This window comes from Rothia sp. HMSC08A08, from assembly GCF_001808385.1.
GTDB lineage: Bacteria > Actinomycetota > Actinomycetes > Actinomycetales > Micrococcaceae > Rothia > Rothia dentocariosa.
In genome coordinates, this window is record NZ_KV793084.1 from 28877 (window position 1) to 48438 (window position 19562).

At 56.3% G+C, this 19562-nt stretch carries 16 protein-coding genes and 1 pseudogene; 6 read left to right on the forward strand and 11 right to left on the reverse strand.

Features of this window, described 5'->3' with window-relative positions; translation table 11 throughout:
* Nucleotides 1–317: pseudogene (locus tag HMPREF3164_RS10425) on the forward strand (parapinopsin); the annotation flags it as partial.
* A gap of 219 nt (nt 318–536) precedes the next feature.
* On the opposite strand, the gene HMPREF3164_RS10430 reads toward HMPREF3164_RS10425, so the two are convergent.
* The gene (locus tag HMPREF3164_RS10430) at nt 537–968 is read right to left on the reverse strand and encodes a PLD nuclease N-terminal domain-containing protein (protein ID WP_048754351.1); all 432 of its coding nucleotides are present in this window, start codon (nt 966–968) and stop codon (nt 537–539) included.
* 124 nt (nt 969–1092) lie between these two features.
* On the opposite strand from HMPREF3164_RS10430, the gene HMPREF3164_RS10435 reads away from it, so the two are divergent.
* On the forward strand, nt 1093–1380 hold the full coding sequence (locus tag HMPREF3164_RS10435; RefSeq protein WP_004005418.1) for a DUF4229 domain-containing protein: 288 nt from the start codon (nt 1093–1095) through the stop codon (nt 1378–1380).
* Nucleotides 1381–1577: 197 nt separating this feature from the next.
* Here HMPREF3164_RS10435 and HMPREF3164_RS10440 read toward each other — a convergent pair whose 3' ends face one another.
* The 4 genes from HMPREF3164_RS10440 to HMPREF3164_RS10455 all read right to left on the reverse strand — a co-directional run bounded on the left by HMPREF3164_RS10440 (nt 1578) and on the right by HMPREF3164_RS10455 (nt 6640).
* Nucleotides 1578–2822: a trypsin-like serine peptidase gene (locus HMPREF3164_RS10440; protein WP_239664693.1), complete on the reverse strand. Its 1245-nt coding sequence runs from the start codon at nt 2820–2822 to the stop codon at nt 1578–1580.
* A 361-nt stretch (nt 2823–3183) separates the two neighbouring features.
* The gene (locus HMPREF3164_RS10445; protein ID WP_070450910.1) at nt 3184–4098 is read right to left on the reverse strand and encodes a 1,4-dihydroxy-2-naphthoate polyprenyltransferase; all 915 of its coding nucleotides are present in this window, start codon (nt 4096–4098) and stop codon (nt 3184–3186) included.
* A gap of 50 nt (nt 4099–4148) precedes the next feature.
* Nucleotides 4149–5654, reverse strand: coding sequence for an AMP-binding protein (locus tag HMPREF3164_RS10450; RefSeq protein ID WP_246822684.1), 1506 nt, complete (start codon nt 5652–5654; stop codon nt 4149–4151).
* 32 nt (nt 5655–5686) lie between these two features.
* Nucleotides 5687–6640 carry a 1,4-dihydroxy-2-naphthoyl-CoA synthase gene (locus HMPREF3164_RS10455; RefSeq protein ID WP_070450967.1) on the reverse strand — a complete coding sequence of 318 codons (954 nt, stop codon included), beginning with the start codon at nt 6638–6640 and terminating at the stop codon, nt 5687–5689.
* Between the two features lie 307 nt (nt 6641–6947).
* On the opposite strand from HMPREF3164_RS10455, the gene HMPREF3164_RS10460 reads away from it, so the two are divergent.
* On the forward strand, nt 6948–8330 hold the full coding sequence (locus tag HMPREF3164_RS10460) for a hypothetical protein (RefSeq protein WP_246822685.1): 1383 nt from the start codon (nt 6948–6950) through the stop codon (nt 8328–8330).
* 109 nt (nt 8331–8439) lie between these two features.
* On the opposite strand, the gene putP is transcribed toward HMPREF3164_RS10460, so the two are convergent.
* Complete coding sequence (putP, locus tag HMPREF3164_RS10465; RefSeq protein ID WP_070450912.1) at nt 8440–9936, reverse strand: sodium/proline symporter PutP; 1497 nt, start codon at nt 9934–9936, stop codon at nt 8440–8442.
* Nucleotides 9937–10237: 301 nt separating this feature from the next.
* Nucleotides 10238–11227, reverse strand: a complete 990-nt coding sequence (gene gluQRS, locus HMPREF3164_RS10470; protein WP_070450914.1) for a tRNA glutamyl-Q(34) synthetase GluQRS — start codon at nt 11225–11227, stop codon at nt 10238–10240.
* A 173-nt stretch (nt 11228–11400) separates the two neighbouring features.
* Between gluQRS and HMPREF3164_RS10475 the strand changes: the two genes are divergently transcribed.
* A complete protein-coding gene (locus HMPREF3164_RS10475; RefSeq protein ID WP_013397713.1) occupies nt 11401–12294 on the forward strand; it encodes an MBL fold metallo-hydrolase in 894 nt (297 codons plus the stop codon).
* Between the two features lie 157 nt (nt 12295–12451).
* On the opposite strand, the gene menD is transcribed toward HMPREF3164_RS10475, so the two are convergent.
* Both menD and HMPREF3164_RS10485 read right to left on the reverse strand, forming a co-directional pair.
* A complete protein-coding gene (menD, locus tag HMPREF3164_RS10480) occupies nt 12452–14383 on the reverse strand; it encodes a 2-succinyl-5-enolpyruvyl-6-hydroxy-3-cyclohexene-1-carboxylic-acid synthase (protein ID WP_210398385.1) in 1932 nt (643 codons plus the stop codon).
* Nucleotides 14384–14485: 102 nt separating this feature from the next.
* Entirely contained in the window at nt 14486–15538 is a 1053-nt protein-coding gene (locus HMPREF3164_RS10485) for an o-succinylbenzoate synthase (RefSeq protein WP_070450916.1), read from the reverse strand.
* Nucleotides 15539–15679: 141 nt separating this feature from the next.
* Between HMPREF3164_RS10485 and HMPREF3164_RS11465 the strand changes: the two genes are divergently transcribed.
* Entirely contained in the window at nt 15680–17170 is a 1491-nt protein-coding gene (locus HMPREF3164_RS11465) for a phosphatase PAP2 family protein (RefSeq protein WP_246822686.1), read from the forward strand.
* An 82-nt stretch (nt 17171–17252) separates the two neighbouring features.
* Complete coding sequence (locus tag HMPREF3164_RS10495) at nt 17253–17693, forward strand: cupin domain-containing protein (protein ID WP_004005405.1); 441 nt, start codon at nt 17253–17255, stop codon at nt 17691–17693.
* 214 nt (nt 17694–17907) lie between these two features.
* Here HMPREF3164_RS10495 and HMPREF3164_RS10500 read toward each other — a convergent pair whose 3' ends face one another.
* Nucleotides 17908–18711 carry an amino acid ABC transporter ATP-binding protein gene (locus HMPREF3164_RS10500; protein ID WP_048753661.1) on the reverse strand — a complete coding sequence of 268 codons (804 nt, stop codon included), beginning with the start codon at nt 18709–18711 and terminating at the stop codon, nt 17908–17910.
* A 27-nt stretch (nt 18712–18738) separates the two neighbouring features.
* The gene (locus HMPREF3164_RS10505; protein WP_013397707.1) at nt 18739–19542 is read right to left on the reverse strand and encodes an amino acid ABC transporter permease; all 804 of its coding nucleotides are present in this window, start codon (nt 19540–19542) and stop codon (nt 18739–18741) included.
* Nucleotides 19543–19562: the final 20 nt, after the last annotated feature.

Here is a 19562-nt window from a genome sequence, read left to right on the forward strand (position 1 = left end):
CGGTGGGTATTCCGGCGATGCATTGGAAGGGGTATGATCCGTCTCCGATGATTTTTCCTGTGGTGGTGGTGACGATAACCGGGGTGGCGGTGTCGGTGTTGGTGAAGCGTGTGTTGGGGTGGAAGGTTTCGGGGTGGGTGTATGTTGTGTTGTTGGTGGTGAGTGTGGTGGGTGTGTTGTGGGTGTGGGGTTATCCGGTGGTGTTGTTGGTGGCTCCGTGGTGGGCTGGTTATGTTGTGGGTGCACCGTGGGTGTCTGAGGTTGAGGATGTTATGCGTCGTGGTATGGCTCGTGCACAGAGGCTGCACAGTAGGTAGGATTTTAGCAGTTTATAGTTTCAGATAGTTTGGGGTCTTATCGGCAGATGGGGTTGGGGCACCCTGGCGTTGTTCATCCTTCGCCTAGTTGGAAGCTGTTGGCGTTGAATTCTACGGTGAATGCGGGTTCGGTGGCTGTATCTGATGGAGCGACATCGGTAGCGTCGCGCAGTAGAGAAAACTCCCGTAAGTCGCAAGATATCTAATGAGTCCTAGAACCTATTTTGAACTACCTTTCTCACCGGACTCGTCATTCTCGCCGTCAGAACGTTCACCCGTGCCGCCGTCCGCAGGACCGGTACCCGCATCCTTTTCGCGGGAACGGCGCTGACGGTCGGCCTTCGTCTTGAGCCAGCGCAGGTACTCTTCATCGTCGTCGGGTGAAGATGTTGCCGGTGGCGGCGTGCCTCGCCGAGAACCCGTGAACCCGCCGCCCTGCTGCGTTTTAGGGGTTCGCACGGCGCGCGGGCGACCCAGCAGAAGCCACAGGAGAGGACCCACGACGGGAAAGAAGATCACCGCAATAATCCACAGCCATTTGGGGAAGGTACGCATCTGGTCCTGATGCGTGCGCAGCGCATCCAAGAGAGTATATAGAGTTAGTCCCACCACCAGGGCGAAAGCACCAATAATCATCATGGCTCGAATCATAGTCTCTAGTGTTACACACTCTGAGCATAACCAACAATGAAAACTGTCAAATAATCTGTGACGTGCCCGGCGTGCCGCATTCGTTTACTTGGGGGCTTATCGCAACCCCGATACACTGGATGTTATGAACTTGTTCAAGTACACACTGCTGCGGCTCGGCCTCGTCGTAGTACTCTTTTACCTTTTTATGCTGATAGATGCGGGTATTTTTATTGCTGGTCCTGCCGCTATTCTATGCGCCTTCGCCCTGGCGTATATTTTCTTCCCCAAACTTCACGCGGCTGCCAGCGCGGATATGCGTAAAATTTTCAAACGCGCCCCCACCATTAAAAACAAAGATGAAGCAGAGAACCGCACGCTCGAAGATCAGCTCGTCGATGAGCATAAGAAGGTTTCGGGCGAAGACTTCTAAGATATTCTCTCATCAGAGTTAAATCTAGCTCCATAGAACAAAGATGCGGCACCCCGGCCCCAAATCCACCCGGCGGTGGCAGGGGCGCGGGATGCCGCATCTTAGTTGTGTATCAGGTGGCGAGCAGATCGTTTTCGATCCGGTCAGGTAGTATTTTCCTACCTGCTCGGCCAAAAACTACCTGTTCGCGGCAGCTCTTAGTCTTGAGCTGCCTTCTGGTAGATGTCCCAGACGGGGCGGTCGAAGATCGCACCCGAGACGGACGTATTGTTATTGGTTGCGAACGAGGTTACGCTCTGGACCTTACCCAGGCCGGTCGCATTATTGTAGTCGGCAAGCCACGGGCCACCTGAGGATCCGCCCGCGAATTCGCATCCCGAAAGCGTGGGGAAGTAGTAGGGGGTAATGCGGATCGTGTGGGTGTTCCCCCAGCAGGCGTGCATAACCCTACCAGACTCTTTGTTGCCGGGGTATGCGAAGACGGTGCTCTCGAAGATGGGGCTGCGATCCACGTTCAAACCGTGCCCACCTACCATATTCACGAGGAGCTGACCCTTCTCGTTGGTGTTGGTCTTGATGAAAGCAACGTCGTGCTTGTAGCTGTCGCCGGTACCGCCTGTGGGCTGACCGTACTGAACCCAGTCGTTGGCAACACGCAGGTACTGTGCGCTAAAGGTGCCGTGTGGGCGCACACCCCGGTTGTAGCCGGGAACAAACACGATGTTGCGGTGCCAGGTCTTATTCTTACCACCGTGCACGCAGTGACCGGCGGTTACCACGGTACGCTTGGTGGGAGTGTTGATCGCCGCACCGGAGCATACATAGTTTTTACCGTCACTGGCATCGGTGTAGAAAATCTTGCCGTTGGTGTGCGAGAAGTTCGTTACCTTGGATGCACCCTGAAGCTGCACACCATTGCGTGCGTTCTTCTGTTCGGGCAGAACGGGGTCTACAGACTCAGCGGTGGTTTCAGGCTCGTCAGCTTCCTGAGTGAGAGTCTGCGGGGTGTATTCCTCACCGGACTCGTTGGTTTCCTCCTGAGAAACGACCTCGGGATTCTGCTCTTCAGTCTCCATCTGAGAGACGGCATTGTTGATCTCCTGCTGGGGATCCTCTACGTTATCTGCAGGAATAGCGTTTTCCATACGCTCGGTCGTCCAATAGGTAATGACTCGCGGGTCTCCCTCGGGAATAGCCCCCGGGTTCTCGCCTTCCTGACCTGCCACAACCGATGCCTGGGGATCGGCGTTAAGAACGTCGTCGCTGAGAGGTGCTACTGCGGAAGCGGAATCGTCGCTTCTCTCAGAGACGGTGTGGGTGTACGATGCGGATTCGTTAGGGGTAGAGACCGCATTCGCGGGGATAAAACTTGTCGATACAAGCAAAGATGCTGCAAGAAAAAAGGGTGCACGCTGCACGGCACCCTGAAGTGAATGGCGCACGAAGGTGTCCTTTCAGGTGGGTAGAGTGGTGATTCAAGAGTCGCTATGTAATTGAGTGAATGATATGTCAACACTTGAAATTATTATTAATGTAAATAAAGATTTTTTCAAATGTCAATATGACATGCAGAAAAAGGTGAATTATGTCATCAAAACTCACGATGTGAGAACATATGAGATCCGTCCGCAGCATCCCACATTCCCTGTGGGTATAAAAAGGATCTTTATGTGAATAAAGTTTTAGAGAACTTGCTTTATTCACATAAAGAGCCTTTTTGGTATGGGGGAGATGCTGGTAGGATGCCGGGAATACGTGGTAAAAACAGAGTTCAGGGGGTTTTCGGCAAAGTGGTGCGTATTCTTAATACCCTGTGAAAACCTCAACGGTATTACTCAATAGATTTAATCCATGTAGCCATACTGAAATAGCAACTAAAATACTATAGATTAGTGCCACAATTCCCGCTTGTTTGAGTACGGGTATAAGCGCCGGTCCCTGTTTAAACAAAACCGTTACGCAAGAATGAACAGTCGGTCCCAGAAGAATAAAAGTTACCAAAAACCAAGGATTATGCGGAACCACAAAAGCCCCTAAAAGAAGTGCTATCAGCATTTCAGCACAATAGGCGATGCGCGCTCGCCAATCCCCAAGCCGCACTGCCAGCGTGAGCTTACCGGATTCACGGTCGGTCGGGATATCACGCACATTATTTGCCATAAGCAGGGCGCAGGAAATAAGTCCGATAGCTATCGCGGACACCCACCCGGTCACCGTCAGCTCATGAGACTGCGTGTAGAGGGTACCTAAGGTGGCGACCAGTCCGAAATAGACAAACACGAAAATATCGCCCAAACCCATATAACCGTAGGGGTGCTTACCACCGGTATACCCCCAAGCGGCGAAGACTGCGGAGGCGCCAATCGCCAAGAACCACCACTGGTTTGCCAACGCCACCAGAATCAAACCGGAACACATGGCTAGACCAAAGCATAAAAACGCGGCGTATTTGACAGATTTCGCGCTTGCCGCGCCGGAACCAACGAGACGCATCGGGCCAACCCTGCCCTCATCGGTGCCTTTGATACCGTCGGAATAATCGTTTGCGTAATTCACCCCGACCTGTAGAAAGAACGCCACCAAAAACGCTAAAAATGCATACCAGGGCTTGAAAGCGTCAATCTCGTACGCTGCGGCTGATCCGGCGATGATAGGGGCGATGGCAAGCGGTAAGGTGCGCAGGCGTGCGCCTTCAATCCACTCTGCGGGTGTTGCCACGGTGATCCCTCCGGTAGCGAGCGTGCGAAAACTGATTCTTGGCGGGGTCTTTAGCCCCTCGTATTTGTGTATTCTCTGTACAGCATACTGTATATAGCCTGCCGGTCGGGTTTGCCCGTGCTCGCGGTCGGAAAATCGGCGAGTATCCTCAGGTATTTAGGGGTACCCGCCGCACCTAGCTTGTCGGTGCAGAACTCACGGAGCATATCGCATGTAGCCTGAGAGGTATCGGGGGCACTCTGCACCCCGGATGCGCCCCGCAGCGTGATCGCGGCAGCCACCGCCGAGCCCCAGCGCGCATCGGGAATGCCCATGACCGCAGCTTCACGCACCGCCGGATGGCTTTCAAGAACGGCGGCAACTGCGCGAGCGGAAACCTTGACCCCTCCGGTAATAATTACATCATCGGAGCGCCCCACAATGTTCAGCATCGGGGCGCCCTCGTTCTCTGGCGCATTCGGGGCAGAGGGGGTGAGCGAGCCGTAATCGTCGGTGCGGTACCACCGGCACCCGTCGGCATCAACGAAGAAATGGGATGCGGTGCGCGCGCTATCGCCCATATACCCGCTGGCAAGGTGCTCACTACCAAGCCAAACGCGCCCGATGTTAGGGGTGCCCTCTGCCGAAGCGCAGCCGCTCCGCCCGGCATCCGCAGCGTCACCCGCCACAAAATTGTCTGCTAAACCCGCGTCCTCGGGAACCACACGCAGCCGCACCCCGGGCAGCGCGGTCCCCGAATAGACGCACCCACCGGCGGTTTCTGCGCTGCCATAGGTGGTGACCACGTTCAACCCGAGCTCTCGTGCCGCTGCCAACAGGGATGCGCTCGCCGGGGCACCGCCAAGCAGGATGCCGGTGAACTGACCGAGCGCATCGTAAATCTCTGATCCCAGTGCGGGGTTGGCTTCGGCGGCTTCTAGGAGCTTGTGCACCTGTGTGGGCACAAGAGAGACGAACCGGCGGGCGTAGCTGAGCCGTTCGGCGGCGTTCAGAAAGACCCCGGGTGTGAAACTAACCCCGTCGGTGATCGATGCGGCAACTACCGGCGTCGTTCCGGCGAGCACCGACCGGGCGAGAACCTGGGCTCCCGCCACATAGTGCGCGGGCAGGGCAAGAAGCCATTGCGCAGGAACCTCAGAAGCAGCCCTCTGCGGCTTAGCTGAACCGGTCGAAGGGTAGTCCGCAAAAAACCTCTCGGTCGCCCGAGCGGATGCCCGCAACGCCCGTACGCTTAACGCCGTCTGTTTGGGTGCACCTGTAGACCCGGAGGTGCCCACCACGAGCGCAATAGACTCCGGGTCTTCTGTCTGCCCGAGTGGGTCTTGATTATCGCAAGCATTGTTCGGCAAGTCCCCGGTGAGAGAGCGCTCGAAGGCACGCAAAATCTCTTGCGGATCGGCGGGCTCATCGGCGCTGAGGAGAACCGCGTGCGGATGCAGCGCATCCTGGAGCGGGGCAGGAAGCGGCGTGAGTGAACCGGGGAATGCGCCTCTCGCGGAGTCCGCCTCGCCGCTATCCACCCGGGACTCGCGGGGAATGCGAGGGCCTTCCGACACAATAGAACGGTTATTCTGCAACGTGTGAAACCCTAGAAATAGTAGGGATAGTTCGACCAGTCAGGATCACGCTTTTGCAGGAACGCATCGCGCCCCTCAACAGCCTCGTCGGTCATATACGCCATGCGGGTTGCTTCGCCTGCGAAAACCTGCTGCCCGAGCATACCGTCATCGGGCAGATTGAAGGCGTACTTGAGCATACGGATAGCCTGCGGAGACTGCCGGGCAATATGAGCCGCGTATTCCAGGCCCTTATTTTCCAACTCTGCGTGGGGCACCACATCGTTAACGGCACCCATCTCGTACATGCGCTGTGCATCGTACTCTTTGGCGAGGAAGAATATTTCGCGCGCAAACTTCTGCCCAACCTGCCGCGCCAAAAGCGCCGAACCGTAGCCCGCGTCGAAAGAGCCGACAGTCGCATCGGTCTGCTTAAACTTGCCGTACTCTTCGGAAGCAATGGTCAAGTCCGCGACCACGTGCAGGGAATGCCCGCCGCCCGCAGCCCACCCGGAGACCAGAGCGATCACGACCTTGGGCATGGTACGAATCAGGCGCTGCACCTCCAGAATATGCAACCGCCCAGCACGTGCAGGGTCAATAGATTCGGCGGTGTCGCCGCTGGCGTAGTGGTAGCCGTCGCGCCCGCGGATGCGCTGGTCGCCGCCCGAGCAGAACGCCCACCCGCCATCTTTGGGGGAGGGGCCGTTCCCTGTTAGAAGTACAGTGCCTACATCCGAGGTCATGCGGGCATGATCGAGCGCCCGGTAGAGTTCGTCCACAGTATGCGGGCGGAAGGCGTTACGCACCTCGGGCCGGTTAAAAGCAATGCGTACGGTCGGCAAGTCGCGCAGGATTTCGCCCGTCTCGTCGCGCTGCACCTGGCGGTGGTAGGTGATGTCGGTAAAATCCTCAAACCCTTCAACGATGCGCCAGTGCTGCGGGTTGAAAATATCGGAAACCTGGGGAGGGAACGTAACAGTCATGCCCCCTATTTTACGCAGTATGAACCCGCCCATGCTCCGGACCCAAGAGGATACTTCCGTTACCCTTGAGCGATAAGCCGCGAAGCAGATGTAAAGCGTACACACACTTTTCCGATAAAACCCGTTGATTCCTTGAAGAAATATTGCAGGCCTGGGCACCATATTCAAGGGTTTTGTCGTGTGTTTACTCGATATCGTGGCAAACACGACGAAACATGTCACATTCATATCCCTTGCGCATCCACTCCTGCTATAAGATGCTGGAAGAGCCTATTTATGCCCGCCCAGCCACCAAGGACAGAAGAATATGTCAGAGTACACGTCGCGAACTTCTGCAACACCCGATAATTCCCTCATCCACCTTCATGCAATGCGGCATGAACGGTATGCGGCGGCGACCACGCTTCTAGGGGAGAGCGGATTTGCCACGCGCGTGGGAGGGTTTAACGCTTTGGTGCGTCTTGCCGATGAGTGGCTTGCAGATAATCGAACCCCCGAAGAACAGCGCCTTGCTGAAGCACAGGTTATTATCGATACGTTTTGCGCGTGTATCTATGCCCCGTTCCTGCCCGCCTCCAGGCATAAAGACTACATGCGGCTGAACCGAGAACCGAAGAAACGCTGGGACTCCCAGAAAAAAGCACGATTCCGCACCGAACAAGCCGAATTTCGTGCTGAGGCGCGGTTCCGCCAAACCGTCCTCGATACCATTCACCTGCGGGTTATGCCCCGCTATGAGGGACCGGGACCGTGGAGCCGCCTCTCCTTCGATTTTTCGGGCAGCGTGTTCTTCTATCCGGTTAGCTTTGGGCGCTCGCAATGGGAAGGACGTCTGAACCTGCGCGGGTGCACCTACTACGCTGAAGCCGATTTTTCGGGTTCCACCTATACCTGGTACTTAGATTGCAGCAACTCCGCCTACTATACAGAGGCCGATTTTTCGGGTTCCACATACAACGGAGGGGTTAACGCGAGCTTCTGCAGCTACCGCGGTAACGTCGATTTCAGCGAGTCCGTGTACCGTGCCAACGCCAGCCTGAGCTACAACGTCTACTGGGGCGAGGCTGCCCTGAACGACAGTATTTATGAGGGGCACGCCGATCTTGCCTGCTGCACCTACGTGGGCCACGCAAGCCTGGGGAACTGCGATTACAGGCGCGGAGCAGACCTATTCTTGAGCACCTACGCGACCTTCGCCGATCTTGACCGGTGCACCTATGGCGGGCGTGCGAACCTGAGCAAGAGCGTCTATTACGGTCTGGCATGGTTCTGGCATTCGACCTATTTGCAGGAGGCCACGTTCGGGGATTCTATCTATAACGATTCCGTCGATTTCTCCGATTCGCATTTTGCCGGTCCCGTCAATCTTGAGGATTCGGCATATCTCGACACCACGAACTTTCAGAACACGATTTTTGAGGAGGACAGCCCCTCTTTCGCCCGGAGCGTGTATGTTCCCGAGAATAACGAGCACACGGGGTACAACTATGGGGTGGTGCGCGTGCTGACGCTGGACGAATTGCAGCACCTTGACCAGCTGCGAGAGCCACGCTACGAGATTGAGCAAGAACTCTTCAACGTTGATGATGCTATGGATGCGAAAACGTACCGTATACTGCGCAGAGCCTTGCTGGAGGCTAGCCACCCGATCCAGAAATGGTGCCAGGAACTGATGGCGGGCACGCTCTAAAAGCCGTGTGAATTAGCCCCCAAACAGAGGCTAGAGCTGAAAATATTAAAAATTTGCCCCGACCCGTAATGCGCGGGTCGGGGCAAATCTGTGAGCAGAAGTTCAGACCTTAGCCAGCCTTGGCGAGTTCTGCGGCCTTATCGAACTCTTGTTCAATTTCCTCATTCTTCTGGTAGGTAGCCAGAGAGACCACGACGGTCACCAGGAAGGCTAGGAAGAACCCGGGGATCATCTCGTAAACATCGATCGTTTCGGTGAGGTTGAAGATCTGGCGCCAGAAGAAGGTGACGACAGCACCCACGACCATGCCCGAGACCGCGCCTGGTAGGGTGAGCTTGCGCCAGTACAGTGAGAGGATCACGATTGGACCGAAGGCCGAACCAAAGCCTGCCCAAGCGAACTCCACGAGCGAGAGAATCGAGTTGTTCTTATCGAGCGCCATGAGAGTCGCGATGACCGCCACAATCGCTACGCCCGCACGTCCAAGCCAGAGTGACTGGTTTGAGCTGAGCTTCTTCTTCACAAAGACACCGTAAAGATCTTCCACGAGAGCCGAGGAGCAGACCACGAGCTGCGAGGAGAGCGTGGACATAATAGCTGCGAGTACGGCAGCCAGGATCATACCGGCGATAAAGGGGTGGAAGAGAATCTGCGCGAGATCCAGGAAGACTGTCTCCGCACTTTCCTTATCGGTGAGAGAAACTTCGGGGTGGGTTGCAAAGTAGGCTACGCCCACGAACGCCGTGCTGATGGAGCCTACCACGGTCAGGAGCATCCAGCTCATGCCGATGCGGCGCCCGGCTTTCGCATCCTTGGGGGTGCGCAGTGCCATAAAACGCACGATAATATGCGGCTGACCGAAGTATCCCAGGCCCCAGGCGAGCGCCGAAGCGATACCGATGAACGTCGTTCCCGCGAAAAGTCCCAGGGCGTCGGGGCGAACGTTGGCGACGGCATCCGTGACGTGGTCGAGTCCGCCCATATTGGTAATAGCCACGATCGGCACGGCAACCAATGCGGCGAGCATCAGAAGACCCTGCACCATATCGGTGTAGGAAGCACCCATAAAGCCGCCGAAGAAAGTGTAGAACATGGTGATACCGGCGACGAGAAGCATACCGGTGAGGTAATCCTGGTGGAAGGAAGACTCGAAGAATTTACCGCCAGCAACCATGCCGGAGGAGACGTAGAAGGTGAAGAAGACGAGGATAATAATGCCTGCAAAAATACGCAGAATATTGTATTTATCGTGCAGTCGGTTGCTGAGGAACACGGGGACGGTCACGGCATCGCCAGCGACTTCGGTGTAGCTGCGCAGACGGGGGGCGATGAATTTCCAGTTGACCCATGCGCCGATTGTCAGACCGATAGCAATCCATGATTTGGAAAGACCGGCTAAATAGACAGCGCCGGGCAAACCCATCAGGAGCCAGCCGGACATATCTGCGGCGCCTGCCGAGAGAGCCGCGACGGTGGGGGAGAGCTGTCGTCCTCCAAGCACATAGTCGTCAAGGTCGTTGTTTTTACTGTTTGCCCACAGACCAATCACAATCATGGCGATGAAGTAAATCGCCAGTGCGATGACTTGGAACGTACCGTCGGTCATCTCTCATTCCTATCTAGTGGTTGGGATTTCGTTACGTAACTATCTGTGTAATTATGCGCAACTCTATGACTTTATGAGTGGCTTGGGATACAGTCTAACCGCTTGGAATAGATTTACCAACTCGTAATACATTCAGCGTGTTTGCATACTGCTGAATATATATTCACACCATACGAGGTATGCCGTGGTAAAGCGTGGTTTTATGTGGGAAATTTTGGCGAAACGACCCCGAAAATTCGCGGCTCTTGAGGTTGCTTTGACCACAACGTGAACGGGTAGCGTGTGGTGATGCTTTTGCTTCTTATAAATCTAAAGGATTTGTAACGATCCACGGCTTGGAACTCATGGCTTTAGGATCGAAGTATTCCAGAAAATCCTGCGCCGATTTCGGGAACTGTGGGGCATCAGGAATGGGAATGGAGGCTCGAATCCACTCCAAAATATCGGACTCTGCAAACCCTGCATCCCGAAGCTGTCTCAGCGTTACCGCGCCGTCGCGTTTCGCTAGACGCTTACCTTCCGTGTTGAGGGCTAAGGGGACGTGGGCATAGTGGGGCGGTTCATACCCCAGGAGTGCTGCCAAGTATGCCTGGCGCGGAGCGGAAGATAATAAATCGTCTCCGCGCACTACTTGGGTCACACTCTGATAATGGTCATCGACCACGACGGCTAGGTTGTAAGCGTAGGTACCGTCGTTGCGGCGAACCACCACGTCATCGACGGCGCCCGTATACTCACCGGCAAACATATCCTGTACCGTAAATTCGCTGATTTCGGCGCGCAAACGCAGGGCGGGAGGGCGTATCTCACGCCGAGATTCACGCTCGGCATCACTCAGATTACGACATGTTCCCGGATAGGAGCCGGGGATGCCGTGCGGTGCCGAAGTTGCCTCCAAAATCTCACGGCGCGTGCAATAGCATTCGTAGAGCAGCCCCGCATCCTGGAGCTTCTGCACGGCGGCATCGTAGGCAGCAAGCCGTGTACTCTGGCGTAAAACATGGTCGTGGCGCTGCGGGTCTTCGCCGGGCGTTGCATCCCAATCGAGCCCCAAAGATTTTAAATCGGCGAGCTGCTGTTCGGCGGCACCGGGGCGCACGCGATCCAGGTCTTCGATGCGCATCACAAAGCGCAGTCCCTCTTGTCGCGCGAGAAGCCATGCGAGAATTGCTGTGCGCAGATTGCCCAGATGCAGGTCTCCAGAGGGGGATGGTGCGTACCTGCCTGCACCTGGTGAAGAAGGAGCGTGCATTGCGAAAGAATCCTGGGTGGTGGTGCTGTGTGTGCTCATGATTTTAATCCTAGCGGTATCACTAAAAGTGCCTCACGCCATAGGATGCGGCAAAAAATAACAAAATAATAACAATTCTCTCGGGAGCTTCGTGATAAACATTCGCAAGTGTGTTATTAAACCTTTATAAAAATATTCCGTATCTGACGCTAAAGTCGAGTACCGTTAGAAGTATGGCAACCACGATTGAACTAGCGGACGGTGTTTATCGTATTGCAACCGATAACTACTGTCTAAATACCGGACTCATCCTCGGTCTTGAGAAAGCACTCGTGATCGATACCGGTGCAGGACCTCGACAGGCAACCGAAATTTATGATGAGGTTCGTCGTATTACCCGTATGCCCCTCGTCGTCGTCAATACGCACGCACACCCCGAGCGTTACTTCGGGAACGACGTTTTTGCGGCTATGGGCACCGAAGAGTTTTGGTCGCACCCACGGGCGGCACGCGCTATCAAGAAGTACGGAGATAGGCAGCGCCTGTATGTGGAGACCCTAGAACCTGAGATGGCACACCACCAGGGGGCGGCAACCGATATCGTGGTGCCAAATCATCTGGTTGCCCAAAGTGGGGAAGGCATTACCTTTACCCCGGTTGATCTGGGGGAACGCTCGGCAACCCTCATCTACTTGGGTCCCGGCCATACCGAGGGCGATATCTTGGTGGGCATCGACGACGTGCTCTTTACGGGCGGTCTGCTGGAGCAGGGGACCGACCCATCCTTTGAAGACTCTTTCCCCGATCGTTGGGTAGAGACCCTAGGCGCGCTTCTTGAGCTTGATCGTTACCGCGTCTATGTGCCTGGCTGCGGCGACCCCGTAGAGCGTGACTTTGTGGAACGTTTTCAGGAAACCATGAAGAAGGCTATTTACGCTATTCGCCATTCGACTATTGACCCGAATGATGCGAGTACCACCGCCGCCATGTACCACCTGCCGTACGCACCCGGACCTACCCGGTTCCTGCTAGATCGTATGGCGCAGCTTGATGGTACCGAAGTGCCTACCGACAGCTCTGAAACCACCGGATACACCGGTCCTATCACGATTGGCAGCCTGCACTAGCATAAGCGCAGACATATGACGACTGGGTATGACATATATTGTCATATTCATAAGAATTTCTGAAAACCTCTGTATAGGGTACGTACCATTTCGAGGTTATGGTGCGTCCCTGTGCGGAGGTCTTATTCTGCGAATCTTAGAAGGGGTAAGGCGCAACCTAAGCTTGGGTATCGAAAATATCGTTCGGGCGGTGAATGCGCACCCGAATACCCGACTCCTCACCGAAGCCCGCCGCCATGCGTTCCAAATCCGTATTCGGTGCCGCCTGAACCGTGAAGAACCGCTCGATGGCGCGGGTAAATTGTGGATTCTGCGCAAGAGCGCCGTGTTCCAGCGCGGTGAAAATGCCGCCTCCGGCGTCGTCATAGACGACGACGTCAAGATCGGGCAGAAGCTCAGTCATGGGCAGGTTCAGCGCAGAAATGTCGTATTGAAAGGTCAAATCGCCGCATATGAGGGTAACCGGAATCGGCGCGCCCGCCACATGGGCGGAAGCATCGACAGCCGTGCGTGCGTTGCCGGTGGGGTAGTAGCCCGCTAAAGAAACACCGACAGCCGTTGCGATAAGCCCGTCAATGCCGGAAAGCCCGCGGTTTGCGAGAACCCGTGCGGGCGCATCGGCACCAAGAGCGGGGGCGATAATATCTAGATCGCGCACAATACTCGACGAGCCGACGACAAGGGCTCGACTTTGCTGTGCGCATGTATTCCAGGTTTGGAGTGCAAGCGCCTGAGCGGGAATTCTAGCAGGCTGAGAAGTATGTGCACCGTCTTGGTGACATTCTTCGGATGGAGCAGAGGTCTGCGGCTGCACTGTTTCAGACTCGGTACAACGATAGGCTTCGATCAACGTGAGCGATGCCTCCTGAGCCCGCCGACCGGCAGTGACCCAAGCATCAAGCCAAGTATCATCGGCTCGCACGCCCGATCCCATAAGCGCAAATGCTTCAAGTTCGGCGGGCGAATCAATCTCGCGAACGGCACGAGCCCCAGGCTCATACCAGCTGGCGCGCCGAGGCGCATAGTAGGCATGCTGCACATCGGTACGCGCTAAAAGCGCAGAAATAGCGCGCGAAAGCGTAGGATGCCCGCATAAAATAGTTCGCTCGATGCTCTGCCCCAGCTCGGAAGCCGCATGTTCCCCGAGCACCGTCGTGTACTGGGGAATCGAGGTAGCGCCGTGCCGCGCCTGCGAAGAAGGCTCCGCCAGCAGCGGCAGATTCAATGCGCGGGCAAACTCGGCGGCGAACGGCTCGGCACCGTCTCCCGCGATCACCACCGTTTTCGGGCAGTCTGGTGCGCCTTCGGGTTTAAGTGGCGAGGCCTGAGCCGCCTGTTCATGCTGCATCAGCCAAAACTTCTCGACAGGGCTCAGCCGTGCAGGCTCAAGCTCAACGGGGTACGATGCGGCCCCCGGGGCAATATGCTCGGCAAGCGATGCGGCCCAGGTGGGAAGAATCTCGGCTGTCCGAGCCGAAGGTGTGAGCGGGGTATCGAAACACACGTTAATATGCGCCGGCCCCACGGGCTCATCGCTTGCGCGCGACCAATCCTGCGCATCGCTGCCGGTCAGCGCCGCTAAACATGCCATAAAATCGGCGGTCTGCTGCCCAGGATTATGTTCGGGGTACGAGGTCAAATCAGCACTTGCACGCACAAAGGGAGAGAAAAAATCGGTTTGAACCGTCGTCTGATTAGCACCGGTCCCACGCAGCCTTACGGGACGGTCCGCGCTCATGATCGCCAGTGGAACCCCGGCATGGTAAGCCTCCATCACGGCGGGCAAATACTCACCCAGCGCCGTTCCCGAGGTGCACACTAACCCCACGGGCAGCCGCGAAGCTTTCGCGATACCCAGCGCCGTAAACGCTGCCACGCGCTCATCAACGCGCACGTGGGCAACCAACGCACCTGCCTCTTCGGCCGCCGCAACCGCATACGCCAAGGGGGCGCTTCGAGAACCTGGGGAAACCACCACATGCCGCATGCCCGCGCGAATCAGGGAATCGAGCACGGCGACGGCGGAGAGCATGGAGTCTGGAGCGGGGGGAGTTTGAATGGTGTCGGCACGGTCGGGGTTTTCAGTCACCCGTCTATTCTAGACCGGTGTTTGGGCGTGTGAAGAATATGGGGTCCCTAAACGGGCAGTTAGCCCCCAGAACACTGACCAGAGCGTTCAGAACATACCTGGCTAAAGACTCGTGGGCAAGGCTTCTTGAAGCACCAGGTAGCACCGTCGGATGCGCTCCATCCAGGCATCCCGCACTTCGCTCTCTGCTTCAACGCGCCTCAGCGCCGACTCCGTAGGCACAACCCGCCGCACTTCGAGCTCGCTATCGCGAGCAAGTAGCGAATTTTCGGTCACATCGGTGCTCATCAGCGAGACCGTACTCAGCCCGCACGCATAGGGAAGATCCGGCAGAGCCGCCGCCAGAGACACACCGGTCGCGATACCTACGGAAGACTCCAGCGCCGAAGACACCACCGAGGGTAAACCTGCCTGTTCAACGATCTTTAGCGCGCGCCGAACCCCGCCTAAAGGCGCCGCCTTGACGATCAGCACATCGGCGGCGTGCGCCTGCGCCACCTTGAGAGGGTCACTAGCTTTACGCACGGATTCGTCGGCGGCGATGAGCATCGAAAGGCCGTGCTCGCGCACCAGGGCACGCACCTGCGCAAGCTCATCAACCGTGGCGACGGGCTGCTCGGCATAAAGTAGATCGTACTCGTTCAGCGCCGCAAGGGCTTCGAGAGCTTCGGGGACGCTCCACCCCGCATTAGCGTCCACCTTTAACCGCGCGTTCGGGAGGGCACGCCGCGCCGCCGCAACGCGGGCAATATCATCGTCGAGAGTCTGCCCCTTTTCAGCAACCTTGATTTTAAGCTCGTGGATGGTTCCACGATAGTTGTTCAGCACTTCGGGAACCCGCTCGGCGCTCACCGCGGGAAGGGTCGCGTTCACCGGAATAGTGGTTCGTCGAACGGGCGGCGCCCCCAGCCAGGCGGACTCTAACGCACAGGCTAACCATGCCGCCGCCTCATGATCGTCATACTCTAAAAACGGCGCGAACTCGCCCCATCCGGCGGGACCCTGTATCAGCGCACTCTGGCGCCGATTGACTGAGCGGAAGGTCACCCGCATGGGAATATCAACCACTCGAACGGCGCGTAAAACCTGCTCTAACGGCGGCAAAGCTAAGCCCTCAGTGATGAACCCGTATCCCAACGGCGGCACGGATGACATGGCGTTTCTCCTTAAGGTATTCTCGGTAAACTCCCAGCTTGGAATTTAGAAAACACGTATTTTTCATAGCTTAACCTGAGATAGTGTTTTCTATGTCGTGTTTACAGACACCGCATCACAGACATTTTGGAGGGAAAAAGTATGTCACAGGGTCCTCACACATCGCGTGGTCATGTTCCTCGCCATACCAGTACCTCAAATGACACGGACGATGCTACGCGTATTCTATCTCCTCAGACTCTAGCCGATAACGACAGTGCCGATGCCGATGCGACGGTTCCGTTATCGAGCATCCAATCTTCCTATGAAACCGATGATGATGCGACCGAATTTCTGGATCTTCAGGATCTGCCATCTTCCTCACCAGATACGGACGCAACCCGCGCCATCCCGAACCCGCACGAGGCGCCTAAACCCCGTGAAAGCTCTGACACAGTAGCCCTCGACGCTCTTGACGATTCTCCAACCGAAGCCATCAGCGCATCGCAGGATCCGCGTGCTCACTACGTTCAGCACACGCGTGCCGCCCAGCCGCAAACCCGTGTGCAGCCGGATATAGCCCCTTCGGCTGATTACCCCGCCACGGTCGCCATGCCAACGGGTGCTCCCGGTATGCAGACCACGCCCCCGGGCACGCAGTACAATGCCGCCGCTCATCCCCACGCCGCTAACCCGACGATGAGCGCCGCGAACTATGCCGGATACGGCGCTCGCCCGAACCCTGCGGCCCCCGGAGTGGTCGCTCCCGCAGAAGCCCCCATTCCTAATGATCCGCCGAGTACCAAGGTTGTGGCGCAGCACCTGGGCGTTATGGTGCTGTTCGGTGCTCTGCTCTACGCCACGCTCCAGTTCTTCATCTACAGCCGTACCGGGCAGCAGCTCGACGAAAATGCGTTTACCGAATATGCTAGCCAGTTCGCGGAATACCAGCGTCCTACCTTGGCGGCGCTCGATAACCTGCCGACGATTACCGGCGTAATCGCGGTGATCGGCATTATTATTGGGCTGATCTGGAAGCACCGTATCCTGCCCGCTATCGTGGGTATTCTTGCGGGCACGGGCGCGTGTTTGAGCGTCCACGCTCTCAAGAATTATGTGGTCACCAAACCTAATTTCGGTATTCAGGAAGCCCTCTTGAACTCCGCACCAAGCGGGCACACGGCATTCGCCGCTTCTGCGGGCGCCGCTCTGTTTATCGCAGCGCCTCGCGCGCTTCGACCCACGATTGCGGTCCTGGCGGCGATGGCAACCTGCGCTACGGGCGCATCTACCATTATTAACGGCTGGCATCGCCCAGCGGATGTTATCAGCGCGATTTTGGTAGTTGCTCTCTGGACCGTTCTCGGCTTGGGCGTTCTTCGGTACCTGCGCCGTGCAGAATTTAACGCACCGACCCCTCGCGTGGTGGGAGCCATCGCGGTGCCTCTGCTGACGATTGCAAGCCTGTTCCTCTCGTTCTGCGCGGTCGCGATGTATGCGGTCACCATGTTTTCCACCATGCCCGGGGGAGTGTTCGTTGCCTCAACCTGCCTGATTTTGGCGGTTAGCACGGGCACCACGGCGATACTGGTGCGGCTTCTGCGCCCGCGTAACCAGGTATCTTCTCCCTATACGCGCGTGTGGGAATACTAAGGACGTATTCGTATCACGTTATGAAATATATGCCTCACTTTTTGCCTAGCCCCTAACACAGGCATAGAATTTAGTACAGTTCATGCAGATTTTAGGACGTTCGTATCCTAAAAGAACAACCATCATCGGCGAAAGGTTAGAACTCATGGCGGGTACTCACGAAGGGCGTGTGATTGTTTTCCCACAGCTCACCGAAGTTCTTACCCCCTTTGAGACTAAGCCGCAGGCAAAGAAACTTCTTGATGCCGATGGTGGCAGCATCACCCTGATGGAGCTGGCAGGCGGTCAATCTTGGCACGAACACCACAGTGTACATCCGGTGATTGTGCAGGTGCTTAAAGGCAAGGTTGATTACAGCGCCAAGGGGCAGAGTATTATTCTGGAACCCGGTAAAATCATCCACACCACGGCAAAGCTGTTGCACTCGGTCACGGCACTCGAAGACTCGACCCTGATGGTCATTATGCTGACCGGAGAATCACATCCGGAGCCTAATATCACTATTGAGGTTGAACAGGTCTAGGGCACAACGCCTTAGAAATAAATAAATCCCTTTAAGCACGGTAATGTCCCGTATTCAGCGACGGATACGGGACATTGTCGTATATTCTCCCCAACAGGCAAAGCTGTTATGAGCAGGTTTTCTGTGAAACGGTAAAAACCCCGCAGATACCTTCCTCACGGAGCACTTGGAGGAAAACGTATCTGCGGGGCTGGTCTGAAACAGGGCAAACGGACTAGGCGTTTGCTGCCGCATCCTGATCTGCGGGGGTTTCATCCACGTGGGTGGGATCAAGCACACGCGCTAAGAATGTTTTGGTACGTTCATGTTGCGGGCTGCCGATCACCCGCTCAGCGGGTCCCTCTTCGACGACCACGCCATCTGCCATGAAGACGACCTTATCGGCGACATCGCGGGCGAAGCTCATCTCGTGGGTCACCACGATCATCGTCATACCTTCGTCGGCGAGATCACGCATAATCGTAAGGACATCGCCCACCATTTCGGGGTCGAGCGCGCTTGTCGGCTCGTCGAAGAGCATGAGTTCGGGGTTCATCGACAGCGCCCTAGCGATCGCCACACGCTGCTGCTGGCCGCCCGAAAGTTTACTCGGGTAGGCATTTTCCTTATCTGCCAGCCCCACTTTCGCCAGCTGTTCGCGGGCAATCTTCTCTGCCGTTGCACGATCGCGCCCCAAGACCTTAATCTGAGCAATCGTGCAGTTATCAAGCACGCTCAGATGTCCGAACAGGTTAAACTGCTGAAACACCATGCCCATGCGGGTGCGCAAGGCGTTAATATCGGCGTCCGGATCGGTTACCTCGACACCGCCCACGGTAATGGTTCCCGCATTGGGCTCTTCGAGCAGGTTTACACATCGCAGAAGCGTTGATTTACCCGATCCCGAAGGGCCGATCAGACAGACGACCTCGCCCGGTTCAACCTGAATATCAATACCGCGCAGCACCTCGTTTTTGCCATAAGACTTGTGTAGCCCCGTGATGCTCACCGATGCCGCCGATGTTACTGTGTCAGTCATGACAATCTCCCAAAGTCTTTGTCGTGGTTACTTGCGTGATGCGCCCGTGCGCTTCTCAAAATATGCGGATAGCTGCCCCAGCGGCACGGTAATAATCAGGTAGCACAGGCCCGCGACCACCAGGGGAGTGAGCCCTGCGCCGGATGCGGTAATACCTTCACGCCCGAATTTCGCCAGCTCGTACTGCGCGATTTGTACACCCAGCAGGTACACGAGCGAGGAATCCTTAGTCAGCAGAATAACTTCGTTAGTCAGCGGGGGGAGCACGATGCGGAATGCCTGCGGAATAATTACCGAGAGCATCGCCCGGGTGTGCGACATGCCCAGCGACCGTGCCGCCTCATACTGACCTTTCGGAACCGCCTGTAGTCCAGCACGCAGCACCTCGCTGATATAGGCAGAGGACACCAGTCCAAGGGAGAGTGTTACCGGAATGAGGTTATCGACAAACCGGATTTTGAAGGCTAGGGGAATGCCGTAACCGAAGGCAAAGAACACCAAGAGCGCCGGAATGCCACGGAAAATTTCGACATAGATTGTAGCCAGCCACCGATAGGGTGCGATCGATGAGATACGCATGAGTGCCAGGATAAGACCAAGGCTTAGACCCACGGCGAAACCCAGGGCCGTGTAGATCAGGGTATTCTTGAGCGCTACCGTAATAACGTTCGGGAACTGCTTTTGCGCAACCTCAAGGTTGAATACCTGACTGGACAGCGTTTTCCAGTCGGCAAGGGCAATAATAAGAACCGCGATAACCGCCAGCAGAGCGTACTGGGAGTACCGGAACATCGCCTGTTTTTTGCGTGGAGATAGTTTATTCTGTGCCATCGTTACACTAACGTAGTCTG

What these genes read in the sequence shown, in the direction of transcription:
- HMPREF3164_RS10505 (WP_013397707.1), bottom strand. Translation starts at nt 19,542, where the DNA reads ATGGCACAGAATAAACTATCTCCACGCAAAAAACAGGCGATGTTCCGG.
- HMPREF3164_RS11465 (WP_246822686.1), top strand. Translation starts at nt 15,680, where the DNA reads ATGTCACAGGGTCCTCACACATCGCGTGGTCATGTTCCTCGCCATACC.
- putP (WP_070450912.1), bottom strand. Translation starts at nt 9,936, where the DNA reads ATGACCGACGGTACGTTCCAAGTCATCGCACTGGCGATTTACTTCATC.
- gluQRS (WP_070450914.1), bottom strand. Translation starts at nt 11,227, where the DNA reads ATGAGCACACACAGCACCACCACCCAGGATTCTTTCGCAATGCACGCT.
- HMPREF3164_RS10435 (WP_004005418.1), top strand. Translation starts at nt 1,093, where the DNA reads ATGAACTTGTTCAAGTACACACTGCTGCGGCTCGGCCTCGTCGTAGTA.
- HMPREF3164_RS10430 (WP_048754351.1), bottom strand. Translation starts at nt 968, where the DNA reads ATGATTCGAGCCATGATGATTATTGGTGCTTTCGCCCTGGTGGTGGGA.
- HMPREF3164_RS10475 (WP_013397713.1), top strand. Translation starts at nt 11,401, where the DNA reads ATGGCAACCACGATTGAACTAGCGGACGGTGTTTATCGTATTGCAACC.
- HMPREF3164_RS10495 (WP_004005405.1), top strand. Translation starts at nt 17,253, where the DNA reads ATGCAGATTTTAGGACGTTCGTATCCTAAAAGAACAACCATCATCGGC.
- HMPREF3164_RS10500 (WP_048753661.1), bottom strand. Translation starts at nt 18,711, where the DNA reads ATGACTGACACAGTAACATCGGCGGCATCGGTGAGCATCACGGGGCTA.
- HMPREF3164_RS10485 (WP_070450916.1), bottom strand. Translation starts at nt 15,538, where the DNA reads ATGTCATCCGTGCCGCCGTTGGGATACGGGTTCATCACTGAGGGCTTA.
- HMPREF3164_RS10460 (WP_246822685.1), top strand. Translation starts at nt 6,948, where the DNA reads ATGTCAGAGTACACGTCGCGAACTTCTGCAACACCCGATAATTCCCTC.
- HMPREF3164_RS10455 (WP_070450967.1), bottom strand. Translation starts at nt 6,640, where the DNA reads ATGACTGTTACGTTCCCTCCCCAGGTTTCCGATATTTTCAACCCGCAG.